This is a genomic window from Streptomyces diastaticus subsp. diastaticus (assembly GCF_011170125.1).
Classification (GTDB): domain Bacteria; phylum Actinomycetota; class Actinomycetes; order Streptomycetales; family Streptomycetaceae; genus Streptomyces; species Streptomyces diastaticus.
On record NZ_BLLN01000002.1, the window covers coordinates 1,040,251 to 1,066,144 of the forward strand.

Sequence of the window (25,894 nt, forward strand, 5' to 3'; positions counted from 1 at the left end):
ATGGGGGCGGTGGGTTCGGTGGTGGGCTCGCGGCGGGGCGGATGCGGATGGAGGCGTGCCGGATGGCGGTATGGGACGACCTGGTGGGCCAGGAGCGGGTGATCGGGCAGCTCGACGCGGCCGCCCGCGACGCCGACGCCTACGTGACGGCGGCGGCCTCCGGAAGCCCGCTGCCCGAGGCGTCCCGGATGACGCACGCCTGGCTGTTCACCGGGCCGCCCGGCGCGGGCCGGGCGGACGCGGCGCGGGCCTTCGCCGCCGCCCTCCAGTGCACCAGCCCGGACCGGGCCCTGCCGGGCGGCGCCCCTGGCTGCGGCTTCTGCGACGGCTGCCACACCAGCCTCATCGGCACCCACGCCGACGTGGACGTCGTCCGTACCGACCTGCTCTCCATCGGCGTGAAGGAGACCCGCGACCTGGTCCGCCGCTCCCAGATGTCGCCCGCCGGCGGCCGCTGGCAGGTGATCGTCCTGGAGGACGCCGACCGCCTCACGGAAGGCGCGGGGAACGTCCTGCTCAAGGCGGTCGAGGAGCCCGCCTCGCGGACCGTCTGGCTGCTCTGCGCCCCGTCGCTGGAGGACGTGCTGCCGACGATCCGCTCGCGTTCCCGGCACCTGTCGCTGCGTACGCCGCCGGTGGAGGCCGTCGCCGACATCCTGGTCCGGCGTGACGGGGTCGACCCGGCGCTGGCGGCCTCCGTCGCCCGGGCCACACAGGGGCACATCGACCGGGCCCGGCGTCTGGCCACCGACGAGCGGGCCCGCCTGCGTCGTGCCGCCGTCCTCAAGCTGCCACTGCGCGTCGGCGACGTGGGCGCGGGGCTGCGGGCCGCACAGGAGCTGATCGACGCGGCGAGCGAGGACTCCAAGCAGGCGGCCACCGAGACCGACGAGAAGGAGACCGAGGCGCTGCGGGCCGCCCTCGGTGGGCAGAGCGGCGGCCGGATGCCCCGTGGCACGGCCGGGGCCATGAAGGAGCTGGAGGAGAAGCAGAAGCGCCGACGCACCCGTTCCCAGCGTGACAGCCTCGACCTGGCCCTGGTCGACCTCACGAGCTTCTACCGCGACGTGCTCACGCTCCAGTTCGGCTCGTCCCCCCAGGCCGTCGCCAACGTCGAGCTGCGCGACGCCCTGGAGCGGATCGCCGAGGAGAGCACCCCGGCCGCCACCCTCCGCCGCATCGAGGCCATCGCCGCCTGCCGCGACGCCCTCGACCGGAACGTCGCGCCCCTCCTCGCGGTGGAGGCGATGGCGATGGCGCTCCGGGCCGGATAGCGCGTCACGCCCCCGCGGCCCCGCAGACCGTGCGAGGCCCTCCCTCACCGTCGCCCGGACGAGTGGTTTGGCCGTCCCGGAGCCCAGAACGAAGGGCCTCCCCGCCCCACCCTTTGTCACTGACCGTAGTCGCGTCGGTTCCGCGCGTTAGAGTCGGCCGCATGGAGAACCGCCGACCCCACCTCGCTCCCCTCCGCTCACCCCGCCGGGTGGTGACGGCCGTGCTCGCCGCCGCGGCCGTCGCCCTCGTGCCGGCGTGCAGTGCGGAGAGCACCACGGCGGACGCCTCCGGTGACACCGTCCTCGCCGCCCTGCCCAAAGCGGTCCCCGAGGCGCTCGCCCCCTTCTACGGCCAGCGGCCGGCCTGGCGGACCTGCGAAGGCGCCGGGAAGGAGGAGTTCCAGTGCGCCACCCTCAAGGCGCCCCTGGACTACGACGACCCGGCGGCCGGCACCCTCGACCTCGCGCTCTCCCGCAAGAAGGCGACCGGCCCCGGCTCCCGCCTCGGCTCGCTCCTCGTCAATCCGGGCGGCCCCGGCGGTTCCGCCATCGGTTACCTCCAGTCGTACGCGGCCCTCGGTTATCCGGCGCCGGTCCGCGCCCGGTACGACATGGTCGCCGTCGACCCGCGCGGCGTAGCCGACAGCGAGCCCGTCACCTGCCTCGACGGCCCGGCGATGGACGCCCACACCGCCACCGACACCACCCCGGACACCCCGGCCGAGCGGCGGGCGCTCGTCTCCGCCTTCCAGAAGTACGGCAAGGGCTGCCAGGCCGACGCCGGCAAGACCCTCGGCCATGTCTCCACCATCGAGTCCGCCCGCGATCTCGACCTCGCCCGCTCCGCCCTCGGCGACAAGAAGCTGACCTACGTCGGCGCCTCGTACGGGACCTTCCTCGGCGCGACCTACGCCGGGCTGTACCCGCACCGCGTAGGCCGGCTGGTCCTCGACGGCGCCATGGACCCGACCCTCGACGCCCGGCGGCTCAACCTCGAACAGACCGCCGGCTTCGACACCGCGTTCACCGCCTTCGCCGAGGACTGCGCCCGGCGCAAGGACTGCCCCCTCGGCACCGGCGGCCCCACGAGCGCCGGCCGGAACCTCACCGCCTTCTTCGACGAACTCGACGCCGACCCGCTCCCCACCGGTCAGGGCCGCGCCCTCACCGAGTCCCTCGCCACCATGGGCGTCGTCGCCGCCCTCTACGACGAGGCCGGCTGGCCCCAGCTCCGTACCGCGCTGACCAGCGCCGTCAAGGACCGCGACGGCAACGCCCTGCTCGCCCTCTCCGACCTCTACCACGAGCGCGACGCCGACGGCGGCTACCAGAACCTCATGTCGGCCAACGCCGCCGTCAACTGCCTCGACCTCCCCCCGGCCTTCGCCGATCCGGACGAGGTCGAGGCGGCCCTGCCAGAGTTCCGCAAGGCGTCCCCGGTCTTCGGCGAGGGCTTCGCCTGGTCCGCGCTGAACTGCGCCCAGTGGCCCACCCCCGCCACCTCGGGACCGCACCGCATCGAGGCGTCCGGCGCCGCCCCGATCGTCGTGGTCGGCACCACCCGCGACCCCGCGACCCCGTACCGCTGGGCCGAAGGACTTGCCTCCCAGCTCGACTCCGCCACCCTCCTCACCTACGACGGCGACGGCCACACCGCCTTCGGCCGGGGCAGCGACTGCGTCGACACTGCCATCAACACCTACCTCCTCGAGGGCACCCCGCCGGACGACGGCACCCGCTGCTGACCCGGACCGGGCCGCACGGCCGCCCCGGTCCGAGGCACACCGCGGAACCCTGTAGACTGAACGTCGCTGCAGATGCGAACCTCTTCCCCGGAGACGGGCCCGGAGAGGCTCCTTCCTGCAGCTTGCCGCCTTAGCTCAGATGGCCAGAGCAACGCACTCGTAATGCGTAGGTCTCGGGTTCGAATCCCGAAGGCGGCTCAGAAGAACCCCAGGTCACATTCCCCGTGACCTGGGGTTTCTATTGTTTGGGCATGGCGTGTCACACGGTCGGGTTGCCGTGATGTTGTCTGCGTGAGCGGAGCCGCTCGGGACCTACCTCGTGGGCTCGCGGCGTGTGGCCTTTCGGTGGACGTGAAACGGTCGCTGCGTTGTCAGACCGTTCGTCTTGGGGCCTCCGCCGAAGGCGCGCACGCCAAGGACCCGCCCCGGCCACGGGCTCTCGCTGCGGGGGGACAGCGGGCGCCAGCGTGACCGGGGCGGGGGCTTAATTACGCGGAAGAGCCTGCTCTTGGCCCCGATGCCTGCCGGTTCTCTTGCCAGAGGCCGACTGCCCCACCTCGGCGGATTCGCTCGGCCGGGTGGAGCGGGCCGGGCGGTTCTCGTTGAAGAAGGATTGCCAGACCCGTTCCTGCAGCGCGCCGATGCAGGCGCCGCACGCGTACATCGGGGCCTGGGCCCCGGCGACTCTGGCTGGGCCGATCCACAGGACGCGCGTCCACCGCTGCCCGCAGTAGAGCCAGCAGAGGCCGTCGACCCACTCGTTGCCGTCGTCGGTGGCCGCCGGTGAGGGCAGTCCTCCCCGGGCGAACTCGGCGATCCCGGGAACACCCTGTGCTGTAGGGCGACTTCCGTCAGCATCGCTCGTCTCCCTCCCCGATCAACGGTCCTGGGCCGTGGGAGAAGCGTCCTTCTGCTTCCCAGCTTCGGAGAACAGGAGCGTGGGTTCGGCGAGGATGTCGCGGCCGGACTCGCTCTTGTAGATCTCGTCGACGCTGCCGAACCGGGCCTCGGAGTAGTCGAGGTCCAGCAGGGCGGCGGCCTGGCGTACCGATGCCTCGTCGGGTCCTTCGATCTCCAGGAAGGTGGGCAGGTCGGGCCAGGTGTCGAAGTCGAAGGCGACCTCACCCAGGCGCCATTCCTCGCGGTAGTTCTCCTGGTACCGGACCTCGGTGAGGCCGACCCGGCGCAGGATGTCGGCCATGGCGTGCAGGTCGGTGACCTCGGTTTCGATCTCCTTGGTGCCGTCGATCGTCGTTGCGTCGGTGACCTGCTTGAGCGTGAGCGTCGAGCGGGTGCCCTCGTCCCGCAGACGGATCCAGGCTCCACCGTCGAGGGAGTCGTTCTCGAAGATCTTGCGGGTGAGGAGCGTGCGGGGGAATGCCTGGACCGCATTGAGGGCGCTCAGTTTGTTCTGGAGGCCGGCGACGTCGACGGCCAGGAACTTGGCCTCGTATTCGTGCTTCATGGGGTCTTCTCTCAGAAGTGGTCGGTGAGGGTTGATGTCCGGGCCGCGAGCAGGAGGCCCATGCGGTGGGTGTGGTCGTGCAGCTGGCCGACGTGGGCGCGCTCCGTGAACTCAGTGGTGCGCAGGGTGAGCAGGACCTCCCAGTCGCCGATGAAGTGGGGGTGAAGGCGTTCCGGGGAGGTGTAGTGCTCGATCATGTGGTGGCGTCTTTCGACGGGCATCATGAACTCCGCGCCGAAGATGCCGCCTGGGCGAACCAGGCGCTGCATACGGTCGACGAACTCGCCGAGCGGGCGGTGGTGGTTGGCACTGTAGTGCCACGAGCAGCTCGTCCAGACCGCGTCGCACTGCAGGCCCAGGGGCTCGCCGTTCAGGAAATCGTCCTCAACAACCTCTACGCGGTCGTGGAGTTCTTCGAGCTTCAGGCGATCGATCAGTCCCAACGCGTGGGCCTGGCTGTCACCCGGGAGGTGGACGTCGCCCCCGTGGAGGGCGACCGCGTCGCGTTCGATGGCGACGACGCGGTAGCCGGCGGCGGCGAGGGGCAGGACGAACTTGCCGTCGCTCGCGCCGACCACCGCGACGGTGGCGTCAGGGGCGACACGTTCCCGCAACGTGGCGAGGAACTGCGGGAAGAACGTGAGGGTGTGCTCCCACAGGCTCTGAGTCTGCATGGGGGTGCGCTCCTTGCGTATCGGTATCCATGATCACTCGGAGGACCTCGTCGGGGCTGCGCCCCGTGGTGTCGACGCGATGCATCGGGAACGGAGGCGTAGGCGTCCGTCACCCGGTCCGTAGCGGTCTCGATCAGTGAGTCCCACCGCGACACCGGCTTGTTCCGCCCAGCGAGTCGACGTTGTCTCTCGTCGTCGTCGCAGACGAGGTGGTAGGTAGCGGGTGTCGGCAGCCAGCTCGGCAGGGTGATACCGAGTTGTGCCCCCAGGGCCCGGTGAGTGGTGAGGCACCGGGCGAAGTAGCTCTCGACGACGACCGGGACGCCGGCGTCGAGGTGGTGCTGGATCTCCTCGGCCGCGGTGAACAGGCCCGAGAGGTAGAAGCACATCCGTGCCTCTACATTCGTCCGCTCGTCCAGCGCCTGTCTGAGCGGCTGGTAGGGCAGCGGGACGGTAGCGACGAGGACGGCCTGTCGGGCGGCGGCGAGCATGGGCGCCAGGGTGGATTTGCCGGTGCCGCGTAACCCCTCCAGGCTCTCGAAGCGTGGGTGATCAGGCACGGCCGTACACCACGTCCGGTACCGCGAGGGTGAGTTCGTCGACGGACGAGGGCTTGTGGACGATGCGTCCTGCCGCCTTCTCGTACCAGAAGGCGTGCGCGTCCTTGCCCACGGCCTTGCAGGACATGGTCAGCGCACCGCGCGGGTCGACCTCGATGCGGTCGATTTCGCGAGGACCGTCGGAGGGCGCGCACACCTGCGGGGCACCGTCCTCGGAGAGGTCCTCGTCGACGATCACCTCCAAGGGCAGATCGGCTGACGCCAGCTCGTCCCGGAGCCGCCCGTAGGCGGAAGGGGAGGTGACCAGCAGCTCGGGATGATCGGCGGCGTTGCCGACCGGCCGCAGGTGGTGGAGCTTGAGCTGCCGGACCCCGAGCTGCGCCAAGGCCCTTCCGAGGGGCAGGACTTCGGCGATGTTCCGCGAGGTGACGGTCATGGTCGCACCGGTCGGAACGCCGAGATCCCGAGCCAGCCGGAGCGCCTCCAGGGCGCTCTTGTAGCTGCCCTGCTTTCGGATGCCGTCGTTGGTCGACCCGACGCCCTCCAGCGAAACCCTGAGCAGGTCCAGGGAGGGGGCGATCTCGGTCAGACGGCGCTCGATCCGGTACCCGTTGGTGCAGATCTCGACGCGCAGGCCCAGTTCCTCCTTGGCGTGGCGGACGACCTGCGCGAGGTCCCGGTGGACGAAGGGCTCTCCGCCAAGCAGGGTCACTGCCTCGGTGCCGTACTCGTCCCGCATCAGGGTGAGAAGACCCGCGGCTTCGTCGACGGTGAAGGCGTCGGCGTACTGAAGCCGCTTGCCGTGGAAGCAGTGCAGGCACGTGAAGTTGCAGCGGTAGAGCAGCTGCAGGTACAGCATGCGGATCTTCTTGATCCCGGTGACTTCCTCGATCACGTCGGCTCCTTCGGCTGATTGCCTGGTGGGAGCCTGATAGTGGCCTTCTGCTCGGGGACCTCGACACCGCGTTCGGGGACGGTCCAAGGACGTCCTGGGACGTCTTCAGTGACCTGCGAAGGACTCCAGAATGCCGAGGACACGCTTCGTGTCCGACAGGTCGGGCAGGACTTCGACGGCTCCGGCGGCGGTCAGTTCCTCCTGGGTGTGGATGCCGGAGGCGACGGCGAGGACGCTGGAGCCTGTGGTCAGAGCCGCCTCCACGTCACGAGGGGTATCCCCGACGAGGACGGTGGGGATGTCGGCCGCAACACCATGAAGCCGTTGAGCGCGCTCGCGGGCGACAGCGACCAGGTGGGGGCGGAGTTCGGCGTCCGCTCCGTAGGCGCCGACCGGTAGATCAAGCAAGGAGTCGAGCCCGAACGCGGCAAGCTTCACACGGGCGTTGGCGGAAATGTTGCCGGTGAGTACGGAGGAGATCCAACCGGTCTGAGCCGAGGGGGCTTTCAGGGCGTCGTGCACACCGGGCAGGGCGGTCCCACGCCTGCGTAGCTCCTCCAGGCGCGCCTCCCCTGCCTGGGCGAGCGCCGTCTCGACGAAGGGCCAGCCGGGTACGGGCAGCCCGTCACGGACGAACATGTCGCGCATGATCAGCCGATCCGTACGCCCCTCAGTACGCGCGGGCTCCGTGGGTTCGCGACCTGAGAGGCCACGAAAGGCAGCGGCGTAGATCTCCTTGCTGACCCCCGCGTTCTCGATGAGGGTGTGGTCGATGTCCCACAGGACGAAGAGCTCCATGCCGCCAGAGTAGGCAGTCCGCGAGGTTCCACTACAGCGGACTGCGTCCCAAAACGTCCTTGCGCGATCACGCGCCGTGCCGATTCGATGGCTGCTGTGAACAACCGACTGCGCACCGTGCTCGGCCAACGGGGCGTCTCGCCCGATGCACTCGCCGAGATCTGCGAGGTAGATCCCAAGACGGTCAGCCGATGGCTGGGCGGACGGATTCCCCATGCACGGCACCGCTTCCGCGTCGCGCGACACCTGCGCGTCGAAGAGACCTTTCTCTGGCCCGAGCCGTCCAAGCGCCCAGGCCGGCCGAAGGACGGGTTAGGCACCGAGCTGGTCGGCACCTACCAGAACCGAGCCAGCGTGCCCCGGGGGGTATGGCTCGCACTATTGCGAGAAGCGCGGCACGAGATCGGCGTCCTCGTCTTCTCCGGCACCTTCTTCGCCCAGTCCAACCCCCACGTCGCCAAGATGCTCTCCGAGCGCGCCGCCGACGGTGTGCGGGTTCGTCTGTGCTTCGGCGATCCCGGTGGACACGCAGTCGCCGTACGGGGCCGCGAGGAGGGAATCGGCGACACCCTCGCCGCCAAGATCCGCGCCTCACTGACGTACTACCGTCCGCTGCTGGGCGAGGCCGGGTGCGGCGTACGACTCCACGACACCACCCTCTACACGTCCATGTTCCGCTACGACGACAACTTGCTCGTCAACCCGCACATCTGGGGCCAACCGGCCAGCGCCAACCCCGTCCTGCACCTCAAGAGGGCAGTCGATACAGGGTGGTTCGACAACTACGCGGAAAGCTTCGACGCCGTCTGGGCCGCCGCGAGGCCATGGGCACCCGACCAGGAGAGGACCGCCGACCATGGGCAGGACTGAGTACTACAACGATCCCTCTGCTCCGAAGGCGAACACCCTCATCCCGGCCAGCAACCTGCTCGTCGCCGACGAGACGGGCGCCATCCTCCTCCAGCGGCGCCGCGACACCGGCCAGTGGGCTCTCCCTGGCGGAGCCCAGGACATCGGCGAGACCGCAGCCGAGTGCGCGGTGCGCGAGTGCTTGGAGGAGACCGGGATCATCGCGGAACTCACCGGGTTCCTCGGCGTCTACACCAACCCGAACCACATCGTCGCGTACACCGACGGCGAGATCCGCCAGCAGTACGAGAACACCTACATCGGCCGGCCCGTCGGCGGAGTGCCCATGATCAACGACGAGGCTGACGGCGTCCGCTTCGTCCAGCCGGCCGACCTCGACCAGTACGACATCCACCCGAGCATGCGCCAGCAGATCGGGGACTACCTCGCCGGCACCTACCCCTACCTCGGCTGAGCTGCCAGGGCGGCTTCCACTCGCTCCACGGAGGCAAAGATCTCCGGAGCCGCCCGGCGGATGAACCGCCCGACCACGCTGTCGTCCCCGTAGCGGCTGCGGATCTCTGCGACCCGGTCCTGCGCGGTGGTTCGGTCGCCGTCGGGCGTGGTCGTCATGTCGCAGTACACGAGGGCGTCCACCAGCAGTGGCTCCTCCAGCAAGGGGAACTCCGTCGCGAGCTCCTCGCGCAACCCGCGCTCCTCTGCCTCAAGGAGCGCAAACGAGTGGTTCCCGACCAACCGCACCAGCCGCTTGTCGGCCCTGTGCTCGTCACGGAGGAACCGGGCTCCGTCCAGGGGATGGAAGCCCGTCACCGCCAGGCGAGGCGCATACCCAATGTCATGCAGCGTGGCGGCGGCGACAAGCAGGCTGGCGTGTTGGTTGAGGATCTGACCTACTTCGGCGGCGCGGTTGGCCACTCCCTGCGTATGCGCCCACCTCCGTGGAAGTGTGCAGCTGAGTTCGGCCCTCGCGATGTGCGTCGCCCAGTCCTCGATGTGATCGCCCATGTCTGGCTCTCTGCCCAGGGCGCCGTCGGCCCAAGCCGCCGCACTCGATGACAACTGCACGCGGTAGCCGCCGCTCCCTCGCAGCGTCATCTTCATCTGGCTCGACGTATGACCGTAGGAGTAAGACCGTGTCCTATGTGGCGAGGTGGTCGTTGGGCTCGTCATGGGGAGGGGTACGTGGAGTTGGATTGTTCCGGACGGGTTGTGGGAGATCGCGAAGCCGCTGATCCCGCCGTCGAAGGTGCGGCCGCAGGTCGGTGGGACGCAGAACACGCCTGATGAGACGCTGTTCGCCGCGATCATCTATGTTCTGGTCAGCGGCTGCGCCTGGCGGGCCTTGCCGCCGTGTTTCGGCGTCTCCAAATCGACAGTCCATCGCCGGTTCTTGATCTGGTCGCGAGCCCCGTTGACCGGGGCAAGGCGGGTTGCACGATGCACGTCCTGTCGGACGCGAACGGACTGCCCCTCCTCGTCGGTCTCACCGCGGTCAACACCCACGACAGCCAGGCACTGAAGCCCATGGTGCTCGGTCACCAAACGAGACACGACCCCCACCGCGGCCGGCACTTCAAACCCCAGCGCCTGCACGCCGATAAGGCCTACGACATCCCTGAGCTGCGGAAATGGCTCCGCGGGAAACGCATCGGCGTCCGCATCGCGCGCAAGGGCGTCGAGTCCAGCGAGCGACTCGGGTGCCGCAGGTGGGTGATCGAGCGGACCATGTCCTGGCTGACAGGCTACCGCCGGCTCAACCACCGCTACGAACGCCATCCCCGCAACTACCTGGCCTTCCTCGGCCTCGTCGCAGCCCTCTGCTGCTACAAACGACTCCTTCGCCTCACCACATAGGACACGGTCCTATTTTTTTTGGCCTTGGAGCGTGGGCATGTGCCGTCACGGAAGCCCGTGCATGAACTGTGTAGGGCAGAGGCTTCACTCTCCGGGGGCGACAGTGTGCCTCCGAGGTCGCGGCGTTCTTCGCGGCGCGCAGGGCGGAGCGCTCCCGGGGGCCCGTGACGGCCGGAGAGGTCAGCGGTGCCGCATGTCCGGTCCGTCGGCCGCACGTGAGGGCGGAACCGTCCGAGGAGGGGGAGTAGTGCTGGGTCCGGCGCGCCCCCTCGGGTACGCGCTCGGTCTCCTCGTGGGTCGCCGAACCGGTGGCAGTGGCAACAGCCGTCTTCCGGGTTCGGTCGCCGTCGGTGGCCTGGGCCGTGGCGACGGCTGCCCCCGTGAGGGCGCCGGTCACAGCGAAGGCCGCCGCCGGTTCCGCCTCGCCCGCGGTGTTTCCGGCGGGCACCGGCATACGCGCGGAGAGTCTCCGGCACCTCCCGGACGCCGGGCGTGCGGCGCCGGGGCAGCGGGTCAGGGACGAGGAGCGGGGACCCGGACTGCGGCCGCGACCGTGCGGACCGCGCGGTCGACGGTGGCCTCTGTGGCCTCGGTGGAGGGCTGCTCGGAATCGTGGACGAAGGCAGTGGCGCCGCGGCGGCTGCCGACGTAGTCGACGAGGCCGTGCGTGAGTTGCGTGCGCAGCGCCGTCCCGTAGCCGTGCCGCTCGTACGCGCCGGCGTCGGCACCGGCTACCGGCAGCAGGTGCGTCGTGAGCCGCTGGAGCTTGGGCTGCACCCCTGCCGGGGCGGAGTACTCGAAGGCCCAGCCGCTCACGAAGACCCGGTCGATCCACCCCTTCAGCAGGGCCGGCACCGACCACCAGTACACCGGGAAGACCAGAACGAGGTCGGTCGCCCGGTCCAGGCGCTGCTGTTCGCGAAGCACGTCGGGCGGGTGGCCGCCGCCCTCGTGGTAGGCGCGACGGTCCGCCGGGGTGAACCGGGGGTCGAACCCCTCCCGGTGCAGATCCGCGACCTCGACCGCCCCGGGGCGCAGGGCAGCGCCGAGGCGTTGCGAGACGTGGTGGGTGAGAGAGCCAGGATCAGGGTGCGCGATGACCACGAGGGTGCGCGGCATGTCGTCGGTGCTCATGACGGTACGTCCTTGGGTGGGGCCGGTGCCGGGAATGAGAGGTCCACGCAGGCCGCAGGCGCAGGCGTGCCGTGTGCGGTGCCCGGCGGGAGAGGGCGGGGGCGGCGCGTCACAGCGGGTCCCAGACGCCGGCCGCGGCCGCGCGGACGACGTACTCCTCGAAGGCGCGCGGCGCGCGCCCCAGCACGGTGGTGAGGTCGCCGGTCGTCCCCGCGACCGAACCGCCCGCCAGCAACGCGAACATCTCGGCGACCTCGTCGGCCTCGTGCGGACCCACGCCTTGCCCGACGAGCGCCGCTACGTACGCGTCACGCGTGATCCGCCGGTAGGTGAGCGCCCGCCCTGACGCCCGCGCGATCAGCTCGACGGCTTCGGCGAACCCGACGGGGCGGGGCCCGCTCAGCTCGTACACCTGCCCGGCGTGCCGTTCAGGCTCGGTCAGTGCCACGACCGCGGCGTCCGCGATGTCCTCCACGTCGACGAAGGGCTCGGGAACATCCCCGGCCGGCAGCGCGAGTTCGCCGGCGAGCAGCGGTGCGTGGAAGACGTCCTCGCCGAAGTTCTGGGCGAAGTTCGACGCCCGCAGCACGGTCCATTCCAGGGGCGCGCCGCGGACGGCATCCTCGGCGGAGAGCATGTTCCGCCCGAACTCCGAGCCGCCCCAGCCGTCCGCACCGCGGCCGGAGAGCAGCACCAACCGCCGCACCCCGGCGGCCGCGGCCCGCGCCGCGAACGCGTGCGCCGGGCCCGGTACCGGCGGGGGCACCACATAGGCCGCGTCGACGCCGCGCAGGACGGCGTCCCAGCCACCCGGCTGGGACCAGTCGAAATGGGCCGGGCTGGACCGGGAGGCGGCGCGGACCGGGATGCCGCGCAGTCGCAGCCGGGCGGCGACCCGGCGCCCCGTCCGGCCGGTCGCGCCGACCACAAGAGTGTGTGCGTTCATGCCTCCACACAACACCGGCCGTCCGGACTTTCCCATGGGTGAAGAGCTGCTCCGCCTTTGTGATCGTCTAATCTGGCGGGGTGGACATCACCAGTGAGCTGTTCCGCGGCGTGCGAGCCCACGGCTCCCTGTTCGGCAGCTCCACGCTGTCCCCGCCCTGGTCCCTGCACTTCGTGGACGGGGCCCCGCTGACGCTGTGCACCGTCCTCACCGGGGCCGGCTGGATCGTTCCGGACGGCCATCCGCCCGAACAGCTCGGAGCCCACGACACGATCGTGGTGCGCGGCCCCTCGACCTTCACCTTCGTCGACGACCCCGCGACCGCAGCCGAGCCCCTCGTGTGCAGCGAGGAGTGCGCCACCCCTGAGCAGGGCGGCACCCGCCACCGGCTGGGCTGGCACGACCCCGGCGAGGCAGGGGGCGGCACGACGACCCTGGTCGTCGGCGCCTATCCGGTGAGCGGCGAGATCGGCCGACAGCTGCTGGACAGCCTGCCCGTCGTGCTGCGCGTGCCCGCCGGCGGTGACGGCGACCCGGTGCTCGGCCATCTCGCCGCCGAGGTCGCCCGTGACGAACCGGGCCAGCAGGTGGTGCTCGACCGGCTCCTGGACTGGATGCTGGTCTGCACGCTGCGCACCTGGCTCGACGGTCCCGGCCGTCGTCCTCCGGCCTGGTGGTCCGCGCAGAAGGACCCGGTGGCCGGCGAGACCCTGCGCCTGCTGCACGCCGAACCGTCCGCGCCCTGGACGGTGGCCGCACTGGCCCGGCGTACCGGAGTGTCTCGCTCGACGCTGGCCAAGCGGTTCACCGAACTGCTCGGCGAACCGCCGCTGACCTACCTCACCCGTTGGCGCATGACGCTCGCCGCGGACCTTCTGACCGAGCAGCCCTCCGCCACGGTCGCGTCCGTGGCCCGTACTGTCGGCTACACCGACCCGTTCGCGTTCAGCGTGGCCTTCAAGAGGGTCCGCGGCACCACACCCAGCGCCTACCGCCGCACCACCGCAGCCCACTGACGCAGGCGAGTGCGGGAAGCCGGTCCCGGTCCCACGCAAGAAGTCCGTGACCGACACCGGCAGCCCGCCCCCGACCGTGGTGGCCGCGACGTGCCCGGAGGGTTTCGCTGCCAGCCGCCGGACAGTGCCGAGCCGAGCCGTGCTCCGCGTGCCGCATCAGCGTCAAGGCCCTCCAGATCGCTGAGCAGGTCCGTTCCGACGACGCGTCGCCGAAGGCGACGGGACCGCGCTCTCCGCGCGGAGCGGGTTTGCATCCTTCGGATGCACTGCCTCGATGCAACCATCGGGCCGTAGAGCCCGCCGGCGAGGAACCCTAGCGTTCCCGTCCTGACACAGACCCGAACCGGCCCGTCCGGCTTCCCGGTCCCCGACCCGGCTCCGGCAAGGCTCCGCGAGATGGCGCGAGCGCGTCCGCTGACCTACTTCTTCCTCCTCGCGAACGGGCTGAGCTGGGTGGCATGGCTGCCGTACATCCTGTCGCAGAACGGCCTCGGCGTCTGGGACCACCGGTTCCCCGCGATTCTCGGGACCACTCAAGTGCTGGGGGTCCTCCCGGGCGCCTACCTGGGGCCGATCGGTGCGGCTTTCGTGATGACCGCGCTGGTGGACGGCCGGACCGGGCTGCGGGCCTGGACGCGCCGGCTGTGGCGGTGGAGGGTCGGCGGGCGCTGGTACGCGATCACGTTGCTCAGCGTCCCCGCCGGAATGCTCCTGACGGGCTTGGCGTTCTCCGGCGGACAGGTCGCCGCCCCTTCGGCCGCGGCACTCACCGCCTTCGTGCCGATGCTGCTGTTCCAGATGATCACGACCGGTCTGGCCGAGGAGCCCGGGTGGCGCGACTTCGCCCTTCCCCGCCTGCAGAGCCGGTTCTCGCCGCTGCGCGCCGCCTTCGTCCTGGGCCCGCTGTGGGGTGTGTGGCACCTCCCGCTGTTCCTCACCGAGTGGGGCGGCTACCCCGAGGCGTCCTGGACGCGACCTCTGGCCTTCCTCACGTTCTGCGTCGCGTTCAACATCGTGATGTCGTGGGTGTTCAACCGCACCGGGCAGAGCCTGCCGCTGTCCATGCTCATGCATGTGGGCGTCAACACCTTCGCGTCCGTCATGTGGTCCGAGATGTTCCCCGGCCTGGACGGAGAGCTCGCCCTCGTCGCGATGGGGACCGGTGCCTCCGTCGCCGCGGCAGTCATCGTCGTCGCCACGCGCGGGCGTCTCGGCCATGACCCCCTCCCACCGTTCTTCTCCCCGGGCCACGGCGGTACGGAACCGTCCGACCGTCAGACGGGGGCCGACCGGGCCCGCACTACGATCGACTCGTGACCACCGCGCAGCGAGCTGACAGGTCCCGTTCCGCAGCGACCGCCACGGCGACCGCCACGACGACCGTGCTGAGTGCGCTGGCCCTTCTGTGGATCATCGCCCTGCTGTCGCGTGACGACCCGTCGATGGGCGGAGCGGCTCTCGGCACGGCCGCCTGGTGGTGGACGGCCGTGACGCTCGTCCTGCAGTCGGCGACCCTCCTGTGGCGCCGTCAGGCGACCGCCACGCTGGGCTGTGCGGCCGCTCTCCCCCTCGTCCTGGCGGCCGTGGTTCCCAGCGGCCTGTTCACCGTCACCGCGTTGCCGGTTCTGGTGGCCGCGTTCGTGGCCGGGCTGACCGGGGCCTGGCGCGATGTGCGCCGGTGGGCCCTGGCCTCGGGCGTGCTGGTGGCGGCCGCGCACTTCGTCAACGGCAGCGCCGAAGCCCGCACCGACGGGTCGGCCCTGGTGCTGCAGGCGGTGCTCCAGGCGGCTCTGGTGGTCGGTCTGCCGCTGTTGCCGGCCTCCGTCGTCGCCGCACAGCGCGCGACGAGGGCCGCGCAGCGGGAGACGCTGGCGGCGGTCACCCGTGAGCGGGATGCCAAGATCGGCGAGGCGATCGCCCTGGAACGGGCCGCGATGGCGCGCGAACTGCACGACATCGCCGCTCACCACCTGTCCGGCATCTCGTTGATGGCCTCGGCCGTCGCGCGGCAGACCGTATCGGCACCGGACGAAGCCCGCTCCGGGGCCTTGGAGATCCGCGAGCAGAGCAACGCGATCCTGGAGGACCTGCGTCGGCTGGTGGGGTTGCTCCGCGATGTCGGCTCCGGGGACGAGGGCGTCAAGACCCTCGACACCCTCACCGGTCTGATCGAGACGGCACGTCTCACCGGAGCCCGTGTCGACTTCGCGTTGCGGAGCGACGGACGGCGGGATCCGGGCACAGGAGTCAGCCCGCTGGGTCAGCTTGCCGCCTACCGCATGGTGCAGGAATCCCTCACGAACGCCTCACGGCACGCCCCCGGCGCCCCCTGCGTCGTCACCGTGGACGACCGCGATCCGAGCCGGCTGCGGCTCACCGTCCGCAACGCACCACCCGGCCCGCAGGCCCGTCCCGCTTCGCGAGGCACGGGCTTCGGCATCGTCGGAATGAGGGAGCGTGCCGCCCTCGTCGGCGGGTTCTTCGACGCAGGCCCGACCGGCGACGACGGCTGGGAGAACCGTATGAGCATCCCCCGCGAGAGCGACCACGACCTCCCGGAGGGGTCCGCATGATCCGAGTACTCCTCGCCGACGACCAGCCTCTCGTCCGCGCCGGCCTGAGTGCGCTGCTGAACGCGGAGGAGGACGTCGATGTCGTCGGTGTCGCCGCGGACGGGCTGGAGGCCCTCGACCTGGCTGCCGAGCTGGTGCCGGACGTGGCGTGCCTGGACATCCGGATGCCGGGGATGGACGGTATCGACGTTGCGGCCCGTATCTGCGGCCCCGGCGCGTCTCCGGCCGTCCCGGTGCTGATCCTCACGACCTTCGACATCGACGACTACGTCTTCCGGGCGTTGGAAGCGGGGGTCTCCGGGTTCCTGCTCAAGGACTCCGACCCTGAGGAGATCCTGCGGGCGATCCGTCATGTCGCCGCGGGCCACGGCACTCTCGACCGCACTCTCACCCGCCGTGTCGTCGCCGAGTACGTGCAGCGACGGCGGCTGCGACCCGTCACGGCGGCGCGGGGGATCGACATGCTCACCGCCCGCGAGCGGGACATTCTGCTGTTGCTGGCGCAGGGCATGTCGAACGAGCAGATCGCCGGAACACTCGTCGTCGAGGTCGCCACCGTCAAGTCGCATCTCGCCCGGCTGCTGCCCAAGCTCGGCGTGCGGTCCCGTCTGCAAGCGGCTGTCTGGGCCTACCAGAACCGCGTCGTGACGGTGGACGACACCTCGCGCTGAACACGTCCAGGGCCCGCCCGCACCGGGACCGCCGTTGACCACGATCACGCGAGGGGGCACCGCGTCACCGCGGAGGCACCGGGGCGGCGACCGGAACCGGCTTCCCCTGCTCCGATCGGCGGCAATCCGTCCTGCGCGGGGAGCGCCCGTCCCGGTCCGGGCACGGATGGCCCATGCTCGTGCTCGCTGTTCTTTTCGCCGTCCTCGGTGCCGCCAGCAACGCCGCCGGTACCGCCTTCCAGCGGAAGGCCGCCTCCTCGGTCTCCTCCGGCGGCGGGTGGCGGCTGTTGCGGGAGCTGGCCCGGAAGCCGGCGTGGCTGCTGGGGATCGCCGGGGTCACCGGCGCTGCCCTGTTCCAGGCGCTGGCGCTGGCCAACGGGCCGCTCGCGCTGGTCCAGCCGGTGTTCGTGCTGGAGCTGCCGTTCGCGCTGCTGATCGGGGTGCCGCTGCTGCACCGCCGGCTGCCGCGCGAGGGGTGGTGGGCGGTGGCCGCGGTGGTGGTGGGGCTGGTCGCGGTGCTGGGCGCGGCGGCGCCCTCGGGAGCCCGTACCGACGCTTCGATGGCCCGGTGGATCCCGGTGCTCGCCGGGTGCCTGGGGGCGATGGCGCTGGCGGTGGTGGCGTCCCGGGCGAGCCGGTCGCGGCTGGTCCGGGCCACGGCGCTGGGCGGCGCGGCGGCCGTCGGCAACGCCCTGACGGCCGCGCTGCTCAAGTCCGCCACCGGCACCCTCGCCGACGAGGGCCTCACGGCGTTCCTCACCACCTGGCAGACGTACGGGTTCGCCCTGACGGGGATCGCGGCGGTGCTGCTGCTGGAGAACGCCCTCCAGGCCGGGCCGCTCGCCGCCTCCCAGCCCGCGCTGACCATCGGCGACGCCTCGGTCAGCCTGCTGCTCGGCGTCGTCGTCTACGAGGAGAGCGTGCGCGGCGGCTGGTGGGTGGTGCCGGAGCTGGTGGGCGTGGCCCTGATCGCCTGGGGCGTACGGGAGCTCACCCGGGCGGTGCCGCACCTGCGGGACCTGACCGGGTGAGCCCGCGTACGCCGGAGGGGCCGCGGGGCCCGCAGGGTCAGGGGATCGGCGGCACCGTGGGGCTCTCCCTCGCGAGCAGGTCGCGGGCGAAGCCTTCCCACTGGGCGTACCGGTCCGGGTAGGCCGACCGCTGCACGGCCTGGCACACGTCACCGGGTGCCATCGTCTCCCAGCCGGCGATCTGGACGAGCCCCGGGTTGCTGCCGAACGGAGCCACTCCGTAGAACGACTTCGACGAGGTGGGGACGTCGGTGATCTGCTCGGGCGTACCCCAGCCGGTGCTCGGGCGCTGCTGGAATATGCCCAGGGAGTCGTGGTCGACGGGCACCGTGTAGTTGACGAACTTCGACTCCTGCATGGCCGTCATCAAGGCGATGACCTGGCCCTGTTCGGGGATGTTCGCGCCCTTGCCGACGCCGATGACGGTACGGGCGTTGGCCAGTTCCTCCGGGCCGAGGTCCTGCGCGGTGCGGAAGGTCCGGCGCAACTCGGAGTCCGGTGCCTGCTGGAGTTCCCGCGCGGTCGCGTCGTCGACCGAGCCGGTGCGCGGCAGGCCGTGCCGGGCCTGGAACCACTCCAGGCCCTGGCCGGGTGCGGCGGTGGCGGCGGGACGGGGCGGCTCGGCGGCCTGGACGGTGCCCGGCGCGGTGAGGAGCACGCCGGCGGCGACCATGGAGGCCGTGAGGGCCGCGCGGAGACAAAGAGAACGGGAGGTGCGCAACGCCACTCCTTCGGTAGGACGTCGAGCGCCCCGGGCCGCACGCGTGCGCTCGCACCGTCTCCCGGCCTTGGCGGCGAGGCGGGCCGGCGCCGGGCCACGGGAGGGCGGGACGCCGCGCGTGGTGAGGCCGTCGGGACGCAAGGCGGTGGGGGGATGCGTGCAACGACGCGAGACAGACTCGGTGCGCGGAAAGCGCGGGCGCAAGGGGTGTAAGCCCTGACTTACCCCCCGGACCCGCAAGGTGCCCGCGCCGTGCGGTGGGTGCGGCGGTCATGGCGGGCTCCCGGGGCGGGTCGGGCGGTCGGTGGGTGTCGTGCCCGGCCGAAGGGAGGAGTTCGAGCGGAGTCGAGGTCAAGGGCGGGGGCACGGCGCGGAAATGCCGTGGACCGGCGGTGCGTGCGGAGGCCAGGATGGCCGGATGCTGATTCGTGAGGCCCGCACCGAGGACTGGGCCGCCGTCTGGCCCTTCTTCGCCCGCATCGTCCGCGCGGGCGAGACGTTCACCTACCCGCTCGACCTGTCCCGCGAGGACGCCGAGGGCTGGTGGATGACGAAGGCGCCGAGCCGCACCGTGGTCGCCGTGGACGACTCCGGCGCGGTCCTCGGCACCGCCAAGATGAACCGCAACCACCTGGGCAACGGCGGCCACGTCGCCAGCGCCAGCTACATGGTCGACCCCGCGCACGGCGGCCGGGGCGTGGGCCGGGCGCTCTGCACGTACACGATCGACTGGGCCCGGGCCGAGGGGTACCGGGCGATGCAGTTCAACGCGGTGGTCGCCACCAACACCCGCGCGGTCAGGCTGTACGAGTCGCTGGGCTTCGAGGTGCTGGGCACGCTGCCGGAGGGGTTCCGGCATCCGGGCGAGGGTTATGTGGGGCTGCACATCATGCACCGGTCGCTGGTCGACGACTGACCCGGCGGGGCGTACCTGTCATCCGTCGCTGACGGGCCGGCACGTCGACCGGGCCTTCGGCCACCCACCGGCCCGGGGCCCGACGTCCCTGACCCACGGCCCGACCCCCTTGCTCTCAAGCGTGGTTGAGGTTCTACGTTCGGCCACGTCGGCCCGGACGCACGGGCCGCGACCGACCTGTCGAGGACGAAGGGACACCACCATGAGCGCCGAGGCACAGGCAGCCCAGCCGGACGCCCGCCCCCGGTACACCGACGAGGAGCTGGCCGCCCAGCCGGCCCCGTACTGGACCAAGCTGGCCTACGAGGCGACCATCGGGTTCGTGCGCCGCAAGCAGGCCGAAGCGGGGTTCACCCAGCCCCGGTTCTGGATACTGCGGTTCCTGTCGGCGAACGACGTCTCCGAGGACGGGCAGGGGAGGACCGTCGGGGAACTCCGGGCGGCGATGGCCTCCTTCCTCCGGCCCGAGGACGACCTCGCGGCCGAGGCGGAGGTGCTGCTCGCGGCCGGCTGGGTCACCCGGGACGGCGACGGGCGGCTCTGGATCACCGAGGCGGGCGACGCGGCCCGCGCCGGCCTGAAGGCCCGGGCGCCCGAGTGGCGCGCCGAGCTGCACGCGGGGATCAGCGACGCCGACTACGCGACGGCCCTGCGTGTGCTGATGCGGCTGCTGCGGAACACGGGGGCGACCGTGCCCGCGCTCTGAGCGCGCCCGCCCCCGCGACGCGCGTCAGCCGGCCGCGAGCGGCCCGGCCGCCGGCCGCCACTCCCGACCGAGCAGCCCGAACACCCAGGTGTCGGAGACCTCGCCGGCCACCACGCACTCCTCCCGCAGGGTGCCCTCCCGCACGAATCCGAGCTTCTCCAGGACCCGGGCGGAGGCGAGGTCGCGGGTGTCGGTCCCGGACTGGACCCGGTCCAGGTCCAGGGTGTCGAAGGCCCAGCGCAGCACGGCGTGCGCGGTCTCCGTCGCGTAGCCGTGGCCCCACGCGGCCTCGTCGAAGCAGTAGCCGGGGCCGCGCCGCGGTGCTGCGGCCGGCGGCCGGTCAGGCCGCTCCAGCCGACGAAGGACCCGTGGGAGGCGCGGTCGACGGCCACGCGCACGCCGGTGCCCTCTTCCGCGATCTCCCGGCAGACGGCGAGGAAGCGTTCCGCGCGTGACCGCTCCGTCCACACGGCGGAGTCCCAGTAGCGCATCACGCGGGGGTCGCTGTGCAGGGCGAAGAGGCGTCCGGCGTCGGCACCGGTGAAGGGACGCAGCCGCAGGCGTCCGGTACGCAGGGTGGGCGTGGGCGAGGTCATGGGCGCCACGGTGCGCCCGCGCGGTCCCGCCGGGACACCGGTTCTCCGCGTGGGGCGCCGGGCCGGGCGCCCCACGCGGACACGGCCCCCTACGCCGCCCCCGGTACGACCCCTCGCGCCACCCCCAGTTCCACCGCGTCCTGGGGGCGCAGCCGGAGCGCGTCGGCGGTGGCCGGGATCTCCTCCGGGGGCCGCTTGAGGATGGCGGCGGCCAGTTCGGGGGCGATGACCGAGAAGTAGCTGTCGGGGGTGACCCAGAGGTGGCCGGGGGCGGCCAGGGCCAGCGCGCCCCCGGAGCCGCCCTCGCCGATCAGCAGCGAGGTGACGGGGACCTCGGCCTCGGCGACGGCGGCGAAGAGGTCGGCGATGGCCGGGCCCGCGCCGCCCTGTTCGGCCGCCGCGTCGTTGGCGGCGCCGGGGGTGTCGATGAGGGTGAGGACGGGGATGCCGAGCCGGTCGGCCGTGCGGACCAGGCGGGCGGCGGTGCGGAATCCGGCGGGCCGGGTCGCGGTGCCGCACTGGGCCGCGTAGGCGACGGTCCGCCCGTCGCGGCGGCCGAAACCGCACCGTGTGCCGGGGTCGGTGGCGCCGGTCCGGTCGCCCCGGATCTCCTCGCGCCAGTCGAAGTAGGCGTCCAGGTAGGCGTCGGCGCGCGGCCGTTCGGGTGCCCGGGCGCGGCGGACGGCCTCGGCGCCGTCGGCCGGGAGCGGGCCGGGGCGCAGCGCGTGCGGCGGGTCGGCCCGGCGCGCGGGGACCACCGGGGCGGTGAGCAGGGTCAGCCAGCGGCCGAGGCGGTCCGACAGGTCGGCAGGTTCGGTGAGCGCGTCCACGTGCCCGGCCGCGTGCTGTCCTTCGGCGGTGTACGCCCACGGTTCGGCGCCGGGCGGGCGGACCCGCGAGCCGGCGAAACCGACCTGGGCGCCGGGCAGGGCGAGGACCACGTCGGCGCCGGCCGCCAGGGTGGCCCAGCCGCCGCCGGTGGTGGGGTCGCGGACCACCGCGATCTGCGGGAGCCCGGCGCGCCGGGTGAGCACGGTCTGCCGGGCGACGCGCTGGAGTTGGGCGAGGGCGCGCATACCCTCCTGCATACGGCTGCCGCCCGTGGCGACCAGGGAGACGACGGGGAGCCGGTGGGTGCGGGCGTGCGCGTAGGCCGCCTCGACGCGGTCGCCGGTGGCCTCGCCGAGCGAGCCGCCGAGGAAGCCGAACTCGAAGGCGATCAGAACCGCCTCGGGAGCGGGGGCGGAGCCGTCCGCCGCCCCCACCCGGGCGGTGGCGCAGACGACGGACTCGCGCTCGCCGGTCCGCTCGCGGGCGCGGGCGCGGGCCGTGCCGTACCCGGCCCACTCCAGCGGTCCGTCCGTGAACCGCGGTCCGATGAAACCCAGTTCCACGTAGTCCGGGTCGAGGGAGGCGATCAGGGCGCGGGCGGTGAGGGCGCCGGGGTCAGCCATGGAGGGACCGCTTCATGATCTTGCCCATGTCGTTGCGGGGCAGGGCGTCGAGGTGGCGGACGACGCGGGGGCGCTTGTGCGGGGCGAGCTGGCGGGCCACGTGGTCGGCGACCTCCCGCTCGTCCAGCGGAGCGCCGTCGGTGACCAGCCAGGCGACGACGCGTTCGCCGAGGTCAGGGTCGGGTTCGCCGGTGACGGCGGCCTCACGCACGCCGGGGAGGTCGAGCAGGGCGTTCTCGATCTCGCCCGCGCCGATCTTGTAGCCGCCGGACTTGATGAGGTCGGTGGCGCGGCGGCCGACGATCCGCACGTACCCGTCGGGGTCGCGGACCGCCATGTCCCCGGTGCGGAACCAGTCGCCGTCGAACGCCTCGGCGGTGGCGTCGGGCCGGTTCAGGTACTCGGTGAAGAGGTTCGGGCCGCGCACCTGGATCTCGCCGACCGTCTCACCGTCCCACTCCGCGATCTCCGTACCGTCGTCCTCGACGAGCCGCAGCGCGACCCCGGCCAGCGGCAGGCCGACCGTGCCGGGACGCGGCTCGCCGTCGGCGCGGACGCTGGTGTTCATCAGGGTCTCGCTCATGCCGTACCGCTCGACGACGCGGCGGCCGGTGGCGGCGGCGATGCGTTCCTGGTCGTGGACGGGGAGCGCGGCCGAGCCGGAGACCAGCAGCCGCGCCTTGGCGAGGGCGGCGGCGAGCGCCGGGTCCGAGGCGGCCTCCTCGGCGATCCGGTGGTACATCGTCGGGACGCCGAACATCAGCGTCGCCCCGTCCTCCAGCGCCCGGCGCACCCCGTCCGGGGAGAAGCGGACCAGGTGGACCAAGGAGCCGCCGCGCCGCAGCGGGCCGAGGACGCCCAGGATCAGGCCGTGCACGTGGAAGAGGGGCAGGCCGTGCACGAGGGTGTCGTCGGCCGTCCACCCCCAGGCGTCCTGAAGCGCGTCGAGCGTGCTGGTCAGGGCGCGCCGGGGCAGCACGACGCCCTTGGGCGGGCCGGTGGTGCCCGAGGTGTAGACGATCAGCGCGGGCGCCTCGGGGCCCGGCTCGGCGGGCAGCGCCACCGACTCCGCGACGGTCTCCGGGTCGGTCGCCACGTTCCTGCGCGCCAGCCCCGCCAGTTCCTCGGGCAGCACCTCGCCGGGGGCCGCCAGCACCAGTGCCGGGTCGCTGTCCGCGAGGATGTGCGCCAGCTCGCGCGCCCCCGCCTTCGGGTTGAGCGGTACGGCGGCCACCCCGGCGAGCAGGGCCGCGACCACGCCCACCGCGGTCTCCAGGCTCGGCGTCGCCCAGACGGCGACCCGGCGGCCGTGCGGCAGCTCGCGGGCGAGTGCCCCGGCGAGGCGGGCGACCTGCGCGTACTCCAGGGCGCGGTCGCCGAAGCGGAGGGTGGGCCCCGGCGGCGTCGGCGGGGCGTGCAGGGCGGGGAAGAGCGGGGCCGTCTCGGGTGCGGCGGGCGAGGTCACGGGTGCGTCTCCTCGGGGTCGGGCCGGGCAGGGGCTGCGCCGGTCGGGGGCGCCCCGGTCAGGCGGCGCCTCCCGACCAGGGTTACCCGGGTCAGAGGCCGGGCACCACCAGCGCCAGCCAGAGCACGGCCGGGGCCAGCACGGTGACGGCGCCGCCGTACAGCATGAGCTGGCGGAAGAAGCGTTCGCGGTCGGTGTCCTCGGCGGCCGCCAGCACCAGCGCGCCGTTGGTGGAGAAGGGGCTGACGTCGACCACGGTCGCCGACACCGAGAGCGCCGCGACCATGCCCACCACGCCGATCTCGCCCTGCTCCAGGAACGGCACGGCGAGCGGGATGAGCGCGCCGATGATCCCGACGGACGAGGCGAAGGCGGAGACGACCGCGCCGATGTAGCAGAACAGCAGCGCCGCCAGCAGCGGGATGGCGACGGAGCCGACGTGCTCCCCGGCCCAGTCGATCGTCCCCATCTCCTGGAGCACCGAGACGTAGGTGAGCATGCCGCAGATCAGCAGCACCGTCGGCCAGGTGATGTGGGCGACCGCGGTCCTGCTGTCCTGCGGCCAGACGACGGCGAGCAGCACGGCCAGGGTGATGGCGGTCAGGCCCGCGTCCAGGTCGAGGACCAGCACCGCGACGACCAGGGCGACCAGCCCGGCGAGAGTGGCGATCCGGGCGGGGGTGAGGCGCAGCAGGTCGACGTCGGGGATGGCGTGGGTGCCGGTGAGGGTGCCCGCACGCCCGGTACCGCCGGCTCCGCCCGTCCCGCCCGCCGCCTCGTCCGGCGCGCCCGCGTCGCCCAGGTCCCGTCCCCGCAGGCGGAGTCCGCCGAGGGCGACGAAGAGCAGGGCGGCGATGGCCAGGTTGGCGAGGAGGCTCGCGAGGAAGAGGGCGACCGGGCTGCCCGGCAGGCCCTCGCGTTCCAGGATGCCGTTGACCGTCGAGCCGTAGATGCTGATCGGGGAGAAGCCGCCGGCCTGGGCGCCGTGCACGACGAGGGCGCCCATCAGCAGCGGCTTGACGCCGTAGCGGGCGGCGAAGCCCATGGCGAGCGGGGCGACGATGGCGACCGCCGCCGGGCTGACCGCGCCGATCGCGGTCAGCACCCCGGTGACGGTGAACATCACCCAGGGGATCAGCGCGATCCGGCCGCGCACCAGCCGGATCCCGGCGTGCACCAGCCAGTCGGTGGTGCCGTTGGCGCGGGCGATGGCGAAGAAGTACGTGACGCCGACCAGCACCACGAAGAGGTCTCCGGGGAACCCGGCGAAGATCCCGTCCGCGTCGAGCCCGGCGGCCAGCGTGCCGACCCCGAAGGCGGCGGCGAAGGCCAGTGCGCCCATGTTCACGGAGCGGGTGGTGCCGACGACGAACAGCACCGCCAGCACCAGGATGGAGAGTGGTTCGGCAGACATCAGGGGCTCCCGTCCCATGGGTCCCAATGGGTCATGTCACGGGGTCCAGTGGGGTGTTGAGCCCGAAAGGACCCGGGGCCGAAGAGGCGGAACGCCTCATTGGCCCGGTGGCTGGACCACGCTCGGCCCTGGCGCGCCGGGTGTCAACGGGTCGCGCGGGAATTGGTTCAGCCACTCGTCCACCGGGCAGACATCAAGGTCCGCTCCAGGGCCGGTGCTACGCTCCGGGCGCGACCGGCCCGGGCGCCCGGGGGACCCGCGCGCAGGCCGGTGCGGGGGACGGCAGGGGACCCGGCGGCAGCCGGAGGACAGGGGTTTCGCATGACCGACGACGCGCTGCGCCCGATGGGCCGCACCCGCCTCTACGAGCAGGTCCTCGAACGCCTCCGCGCCTACGCCGCCGACCACCACCTCACCGCCGGGGACCGCCTGCCCGCCGAACGCGACCTGGCCCAGCGCCTCGGCGTGAGCCGCGCCTCCGTCAAGCAGGCCGTGGTCGTCCTGGAGGTGCAGGGCCTGGTCGAGACCCGGCACGGCGGCGGTACCTACCTGCTCCGCGACACCCTCGACCACGAACCGGTGGAGCGCCTGGTCGAACGCCGGCGCCGCCTGCCCGACGTGCTGGAGGCCCGCGAGGCCCTGGAGACCAAGCTCGCCGAACTCGCCGCCGCCCGCCGTACCGAGGCCGACCTCACCGCCCTGCGTGCCGCCCTCGCCCACATGGCCGGGGAGATCGCGGACGGTGGCCACGGGGAGGAGGGCGACCGCCTCTTCCACGCCGCCGTCACCGAGGCGGGGCACAGCCCGCTGCTCGCCGAGTTCATGGCCTCGCTCACCGACCAGATCACCGAGAGCCGGCGCGAATCCCTCCGCCAGCCCGGCCGCCCCGACCGCTCCCTCGCCCAGCACCACGCCATCCTCGACGCCATCGAGTCCGGTACCCCGGGACAGGCGGCGGCCGCGATGCGCCGCCACGTACGGACGGTGGCGAAGGTGCGGCTGCTGGAGTGGGAGCCGGGGGACCGCTGAGCGCCCGGGTCGGGGCTCCCGCCGGGCAGGGAACCGGCGGCACCGGGGCCCGCGTGGACCCCGGCGGGTACCCGGCGCCGCCGCTCA

General features: G+C 72.4%; 23 protein-coding genes, 1 tRNA gene and 2 pseudogenes. 14 read left to right on the plus strand and 12 right to left on the minus strand.

Annotated elements, in window-relative coordinates; all coding sequences use genetic code 11:
• Nucleotides 1-62 precede the first annotated feature (62 nt).
• From Sdia_RS06340 to Sdia_RS06350, 3 genes are all read left to right on the plus strand, one after another.
• Entirely contained in the window at nt 63-1,274 is a 1,212-nt protein-coding gene (locus Sdia_RS06340; protein WP_100455367.1) for a DNA polymerase III subunit delta', read from the plus strand.
• 161 nt (nt 1,275-1,435) lie between these two features.
• Complete coding sequence (locus Sdia_RS06345; protein ID WP_115068839.1) at nt 1,436-3,019, plus strand: alpha/beta hydrolase; 1,584 nt, start codon at nt 1,436-1,438, stop codon at nt 3,017-3,019.
• Between the two features lie 124 nt (nt 3,020-3,143).
• Nucleotides 3,144-3,217: transfer RNA gene (locus Sdia_RS06350), tRNA-Thr, on the plus strand.
• 679 nt (nt 3,218-3,896) lie between these two features.
• On the opposite strand, the gene Sdia_RS06355 is transcribed toward Sdia_RS06350, so the two are convergent.
• The 4 genes from Sdia_RS06355 to Sdia_RS06370 form a co-directional block, all read right to left on the minus strand.
• On the minus strand, nt 3,897-4,484 hold the full coding sequence (locus Sdia_RS06355; RefSeq protein WP_100455369.1) for a class IV adenylate cyclase: 588 nt from the start codon (nt 4,482-4,484) through the stop codon (nt 3,897-3,899).
• 11 nt (nt 4,485-4,495) lie between these two features.
• Nucleotides 4,496-5,158, minus strand: coding sequence for a class I SAM-dependent methyltransferase (locus Sdia_RS06360; RefSeq protein ID WP_100455370.1), 663 nt, complete (start codon nt 5,156-5,158; stop codon nt 4,496-4,498).
• A 552-nt stretch (nt 5,159-5,710) separates the two neighbouring features.
• Nucleotides 5,711-6,613 (minus strand): radical SAM protein, encoded by a 903-nt coding sequence (locus tag Sdia_RS06365; protein WP_100455371.1) that lies wholly within the window; start codon nt 6,611-6,613, stop codon nt 5,711-5,713.
• Between the two features lie 105 nt (nt 6,614-6,718).
• Nucleotides 6,719-7,411 (minus strand): HAD family hydrolase, encoded by a 693-nt coding sequence (locus Sdia_RS06370; RefSeq protein ID WP_189500446.1) that lies wholly within the window; start codon nt 7,409-7,411, stop codon nt 6,719-6,721.
• 96 nt (nt 7,412-7,507) lie between these two features.
• Here Sdia_RS06370 and Sdia_RS06375 point away from each other — a divergent pair, with 96 nt between their 5' ends.
• Both Sdia_RS06375 and Sdia_RS06380 read left to right on the plus strand, forming a co-directional pair.
• Entirely contained in the window at nt 7,508-8,281 is a 774-nt protein-coding gene (locus Sdia_RS06375) for a helix-turn-helix domain-containing protein (RefSeq protein ID WP_181844047.1), read from the plus strand.
• Nucleotides 8,268-8,735: an NUDIX hydrolase gene (locus Sdia_RS06380; RefSeq protein ID WP_189500445.1), complete on the plus strand. Its 468-nt coding sequence runs from the start codon at nt 8,268-8,270 to the stop codon at nt 8,733-8,735. Before Sdia_RS06375 ends, Sdia_RS06380 begins: the two co-directional genes overlap by 14 nt.
• Here the strand turns inward: Sdia_RS06380 and Sdia_RS06385 are convergent.
• A complete protein-coding gene (locus Sdia_RS06385) occupies nt 8,723-9,286 on the minus strand; it encodes an HD domain-containing protein (RefSeq protein WP_100455501.1) in 564 nt (187 codons plus the stop codon). The two genes, Sdia_RS06380 and Sdia_RS06385, sit on opposite strands and share 13 nt — an antisense overlap.
• Nucleotides 9,287-9,449: 163 nt before the next feature.
• On the opposite strand from Sdia_RS06385, the pseudogene Sdia_RS06390 reads away from it, so the two are divergent.
• A pseudogene (locus Sdia_RS06390) lies at nt 9,450-10,135 on the plus strand (transposase).
• 513 nt (nt 10,136-10,648) lie between these two features.
• Here Sdia_RS06390 and Sdia_RS06395 read toward each other — a convergent pair.
• Nucleotides 10,649-11,269, minus strand: a complete 621-nt coding sequence (locus Sdia_RS06395; protein ID WP_189500444.1) for an NAD(P)H-dependent oxidoreductase — start codon at nt 11,267-11,269, stop codon at nt 10,649-10,651.
• Between the two features lie 109 nt (nt 11,270-11,378).
• Nucleotides 11,379-12,215: an NAD(P)H-binding protein gene (locus Sdia_RS06400; RefSeq protein ID WP_189400866.1), complete on the minus strand. Its 837-nt coding sequence runs from the start codon at nt 12,213-12,215 to the stop codon at nt 11,379-11,381.
• An 80-nt stretch (nt 12,216-12,295) separates the two neighbouring features.
• On the opposite strand from Sdia_RS06400, the gene Sdia_RS06405 reads away from it, so the two are divergent.
• From Sdia_RS06405 to Sdia_RS06425, 5 genes are all read left to right on the plus strand, one after another.
• Nucleotides 12,296-13,231: an AraC family transcriptional regulator gene (locus tag Sdia_RS06405; RefSeq protein ID WP_185393125.1), complete on the plus strand. Its 936-nt coding sequence runs from the start codon at nt 12,296-12,298 to the stop codon at nt 13,229-13,231.
• A 396-nt stretch (nt 13,232-13,627) separates the two neighbouring features.
• Nucleotides 13,628-14,548, plus strand: coding sequence for a CPBP family intramembrane glutamic endopeptidase (locus tag Sdia_RS06410; RefSeq protein WP_229831566.1), 921 nt, complete (start codon nt 13,628-13,630; stop codon nt 14,546-14,548).
• Entirely contained in the window at nt 14,545-15,804 is a 1,260-nt protein-coding gene (locus Sdia_RS06415) for a sensor histidine kinase (RefSeq protein WP_189500443.1), read from the plus strand. The genes Sdia_RS06410 and Sdia_RS06415 overlap by 4 nt, the downstream gene beginning before the upstream one ends.
• Nucleotides 15,801-16,475 carry a response regulator gene (locus tag Sdia_RS06420; RefSeq protein WP_100455378.1) on the plus strand — a complete coding sequence of 225 codons (675 nt, stop codon included), beginning with the start codon at nt 15,801-15,803 and terminating at the stop codon, nt 16,473-16,475. The genes Sdia_RS06415 and Sdia_RS06420 overlap by 4 nt, the downstream gene beginning before the upstream one ends.
• Nucleotides 16,476-16,648: 173 nt before the next feature.
• Nucleotides 16,649-17,506, plus strand: coding sequence for a DMT family transporter (locus tag Sdia_RS06425; RefSeq protein ID WP_124287355.1), 858 nt, complete (start codon nt 16,649-16,651; stop codon nt 17,504-17,506).
• A gap of 37 nt (nt 17,507-17,543) precedes the next feature.
• Here Sdia_RS06425 and Sdia_RS06430 read toward each other — a convergent pair whose 3' ends face one another.
• Entirely contained in the window at nt 17,544-18,179 is a 636-nt protein-coding gene (locus Sdia_RS06430) for a peptidoglycan-binding protein (RefSeq protein ID WP_414494557.1), read from the minus strand.
• Nucleotides 18,180-18,645: 466 nt separating this feature from the next.
• Here Sdia_RS06430 and Sdia_RS06435 point away from each other — a divergent pair, with 466 nt between their 5' ends.
• Nucleotides 18,646-19,143, plus strand: a complete 498-nt coding sequence (locus Sdia_RS06435; RefSeq protein WP_115068831.1) for a GNAT family N-acetyltransferase — start codon at nt 18,646-18,648, stop codon at nt 19,141-19,143.
• Nucleotides 19,144-19,345: 202 nt separating this feature from the next.
• Nucleotides 19,346-19,849: a winged helix DNA-binding protein gene (locus tag Sdia_RS06440; protein ID WP_115068830.1), complete on the plus strand. Its 504-nt coding sequence runs from the start codon at nt 19,346-19,348 to the stop codon at nt 19,847-19,849.
• A gap of 24 nt (nt 19,850-19,873) precedes the next feature.
• On the opposite strand, the pseudogene Sdia_RS06445 reads toward Sdia_RS06440, so the two are convergent.
• From Sdia_RS06445 to Sdia_RS06460, 4 genes and pseudogenes are all read right to left on the minus strand, one after another.
• A pseudogene (locus Sdia_RS06445) lies at nt 19,874-20,445 on the minus strand (GNAT family N-acetyltransferase).
• Nucleotides 20,446-20,534: 89 nt separating this feature from the next.
• The gene (locus Sdia_RS06450; RefSeq protein ID WP_124287354.1) at nt 20,535-21,899 is read right to left on the minus strand and encodes a carboxyl transferase domain-containing protein; all 1,365 of its coding nucleotides are present in this window, start codon (nt 21,897-21,899) and stop codon (nt 20,535-20,537) included.
• Complete coding sequence (locus Sdia_RS06455) at nt 21,892-23,364, minus strand: acyl-CoA synthetase (RefSeq protein ID WP_100455384.1); 1,473 nt, start codon at nt 23,362-23,364, stop codon at nt 21,892-21,894. The genes Sdia_RS06450 and Sdia_RS06455 overlap by 8 nt, the downstream gene beginning before the upstream one ends.
• Nucleotides 23,365-23,455: 91 nt before the next feature.
• Nucleotides 23,456-24,778 carry an SLC13 family permease gene (locus tag Sdia_RS06460; protein ID WP_189500442.1) on the minus strand — a complete coding sequence of 441 codons (1,323 nt, stop codon included), beginning with the start codon at nt 24,776-24,778 and terminating at the stop codon, nt 23,456-23,458.
• A gap of 321 nt (nt 24,779-25,099) precedes the next feature.
• Here Sdia_RS06460 and Sdia_RS06465 point away from each other — a divergent pair, with 321 nt between their 5' ends.
• Nucleotides 25,100-25,807, plus strand: coding sequence for a FadR/GntR family transcriptional regulator (locus Sdia_RS06465; RefSeq protein WP_100455386.1), 708 nt, complete (start codon nt 25,100-25,102; stop codon nt 25,805-25,807).
• Nucleotides 25,808-25,894 lie beyond the last annotated feature (87 nt).

What these genes read in the sequence shown, in the direction of transcription:
- Sdia_RS06340 (WP_100455367.1), top strand. Translation starts at nt 63, where the DNA reads ATGGCGGTATGGGACGACCTGGTGGGCCAGGAGCGGGTGATCGGGCAG.
- Sdia_RS06395 (WP_189500444.1), bottom strand. Translation starts at nt 11,269, where the DNA reads ATGAGCACCGACGACATGCCGCGCACCCTCGTGGTCATCGCGCACCCT.
- Sdia_RS06420 (WP_100455378.1), top strand. Translation starts at nt 15,801, where the DNA reads ATGATCCGAGTACTCCTCGCCGACGACCAGCCTCTCGTCCGCGCCGGC.
- Sdia_RS06360 (WP_100455370.1), bottom strand. Translation starts at nt 5,158, where the DNA reads ATGCAGACTCAGAGCCTGTGGGAGCACACCCTCACGTTCTTCCCGCAG.
- Sdia_RS06385 (WP_100455501.1), bottom strand. Translation starts at nt 9,286, where the DNA reads ATGGGCGATCACATCGAGGACTGGGCGACGCACATCGCGAGGGCCGAA.
- Sdia_RS06380 (WP_189500445.1), top strand. Translation starts at nt 8,268, where the DNA reads ATGGGCAGGACTGAGTACTACAACGATCCCTCTGCTCCGAAGGCGAAC.
- Sdia_RS06435 (WP_115068831.1), top strand. Translation starts at nt 18,646, where the DNA reads ATGCTGATTCGTGAGGCCCGCACCGAGGACTGGGCCGCCGTCTGGCCC.
- Sdia_RS06460 (WP_189500442.1), bottom strand. Translation starts at nt 24,778, where the DNA reads ATGTCTGCCGAACCACTCTCCATCCTGGTGCTGGCGGTGCTGTTCGTC.
- Sdia_RS06465 (WP_100455386.1), top strand. Translation starts at nt 25,100, where the DNA reads ATGACCGACGACGCGCTGCGCCCGATGGGCCGCACCCGCCTCTACGAG.
- Sdia_RS06400 (WP_189400866.1), bottom strand. Translation starts at nt 12,215, where the DNA reads ATGAACGCACACACTCTTGTGGTCGGCGCGACCGGCCGGACGGGGCGC.
- Sdia_RS06425 (WP_124287355.1), top strand. Translation starts at nt 16,649, where the DNA reads ATGCTCGTGCTCGCTGTTCTTTTCGCCGTCCTCGGTGCCGCCAGCAAC.
- Sdia_RS06410 (WP_229831566.1), top strand. Translation starts at nt 13,628, where the DNA reads ATGGCGCGAGCGCGTCCGCTGACCTACTTCTTCCTCCTCGCGAACGGG.
- Sdia_RS06355 (WP_100455369.1), bottom strand. Translation starts at nt 4,484, where the DNA reads ATGAAGCACGAATACGAGGCCAAGTTCCTGGCCGTCGACGTCGCCGGC.
- Sdia_RS06430 (WP_414494557.1), bottom strand. Translation starts at nt 18,179, where the DNA reads ATGGTCGCCGCCGGCGTGCTCCTCACCGCGCCGGGCACCGTCCAGGCC.
- Sdia_RS06450 (WP_124287354.1), bottom strand. Translation starts at nt 21,899, where the DNA reads ATGGCTGACCCCGGCGCCCTCACCGCCCGCGCCCTGATCGCCTCCCTC.
- Sdia_RS06345 (WP_115068839.1), top strand. Translation starts at nt 1,436, where the DNA reads ATGGAGAACCGCCGACCCCACCTCGCTCCCCTCCGCTCACCCCGCCGG.
- Sdia_RS06440 (WP_115068830.1), top strand. Translation starts at nt 19,346, where the DNA reads ATGAGCGCCGAGGCACAGGCAGCCCAGCCGGACGCCCGCCCCCGGTAC.
- Sdia_RS06370 (WP_189500446.1), bottom strand. Translation starts at nt 7,411, where the DNA reads ATGGAGCTCTTCGTCCTGTGGGACATCGACCACACCCTCATCGAGAAC.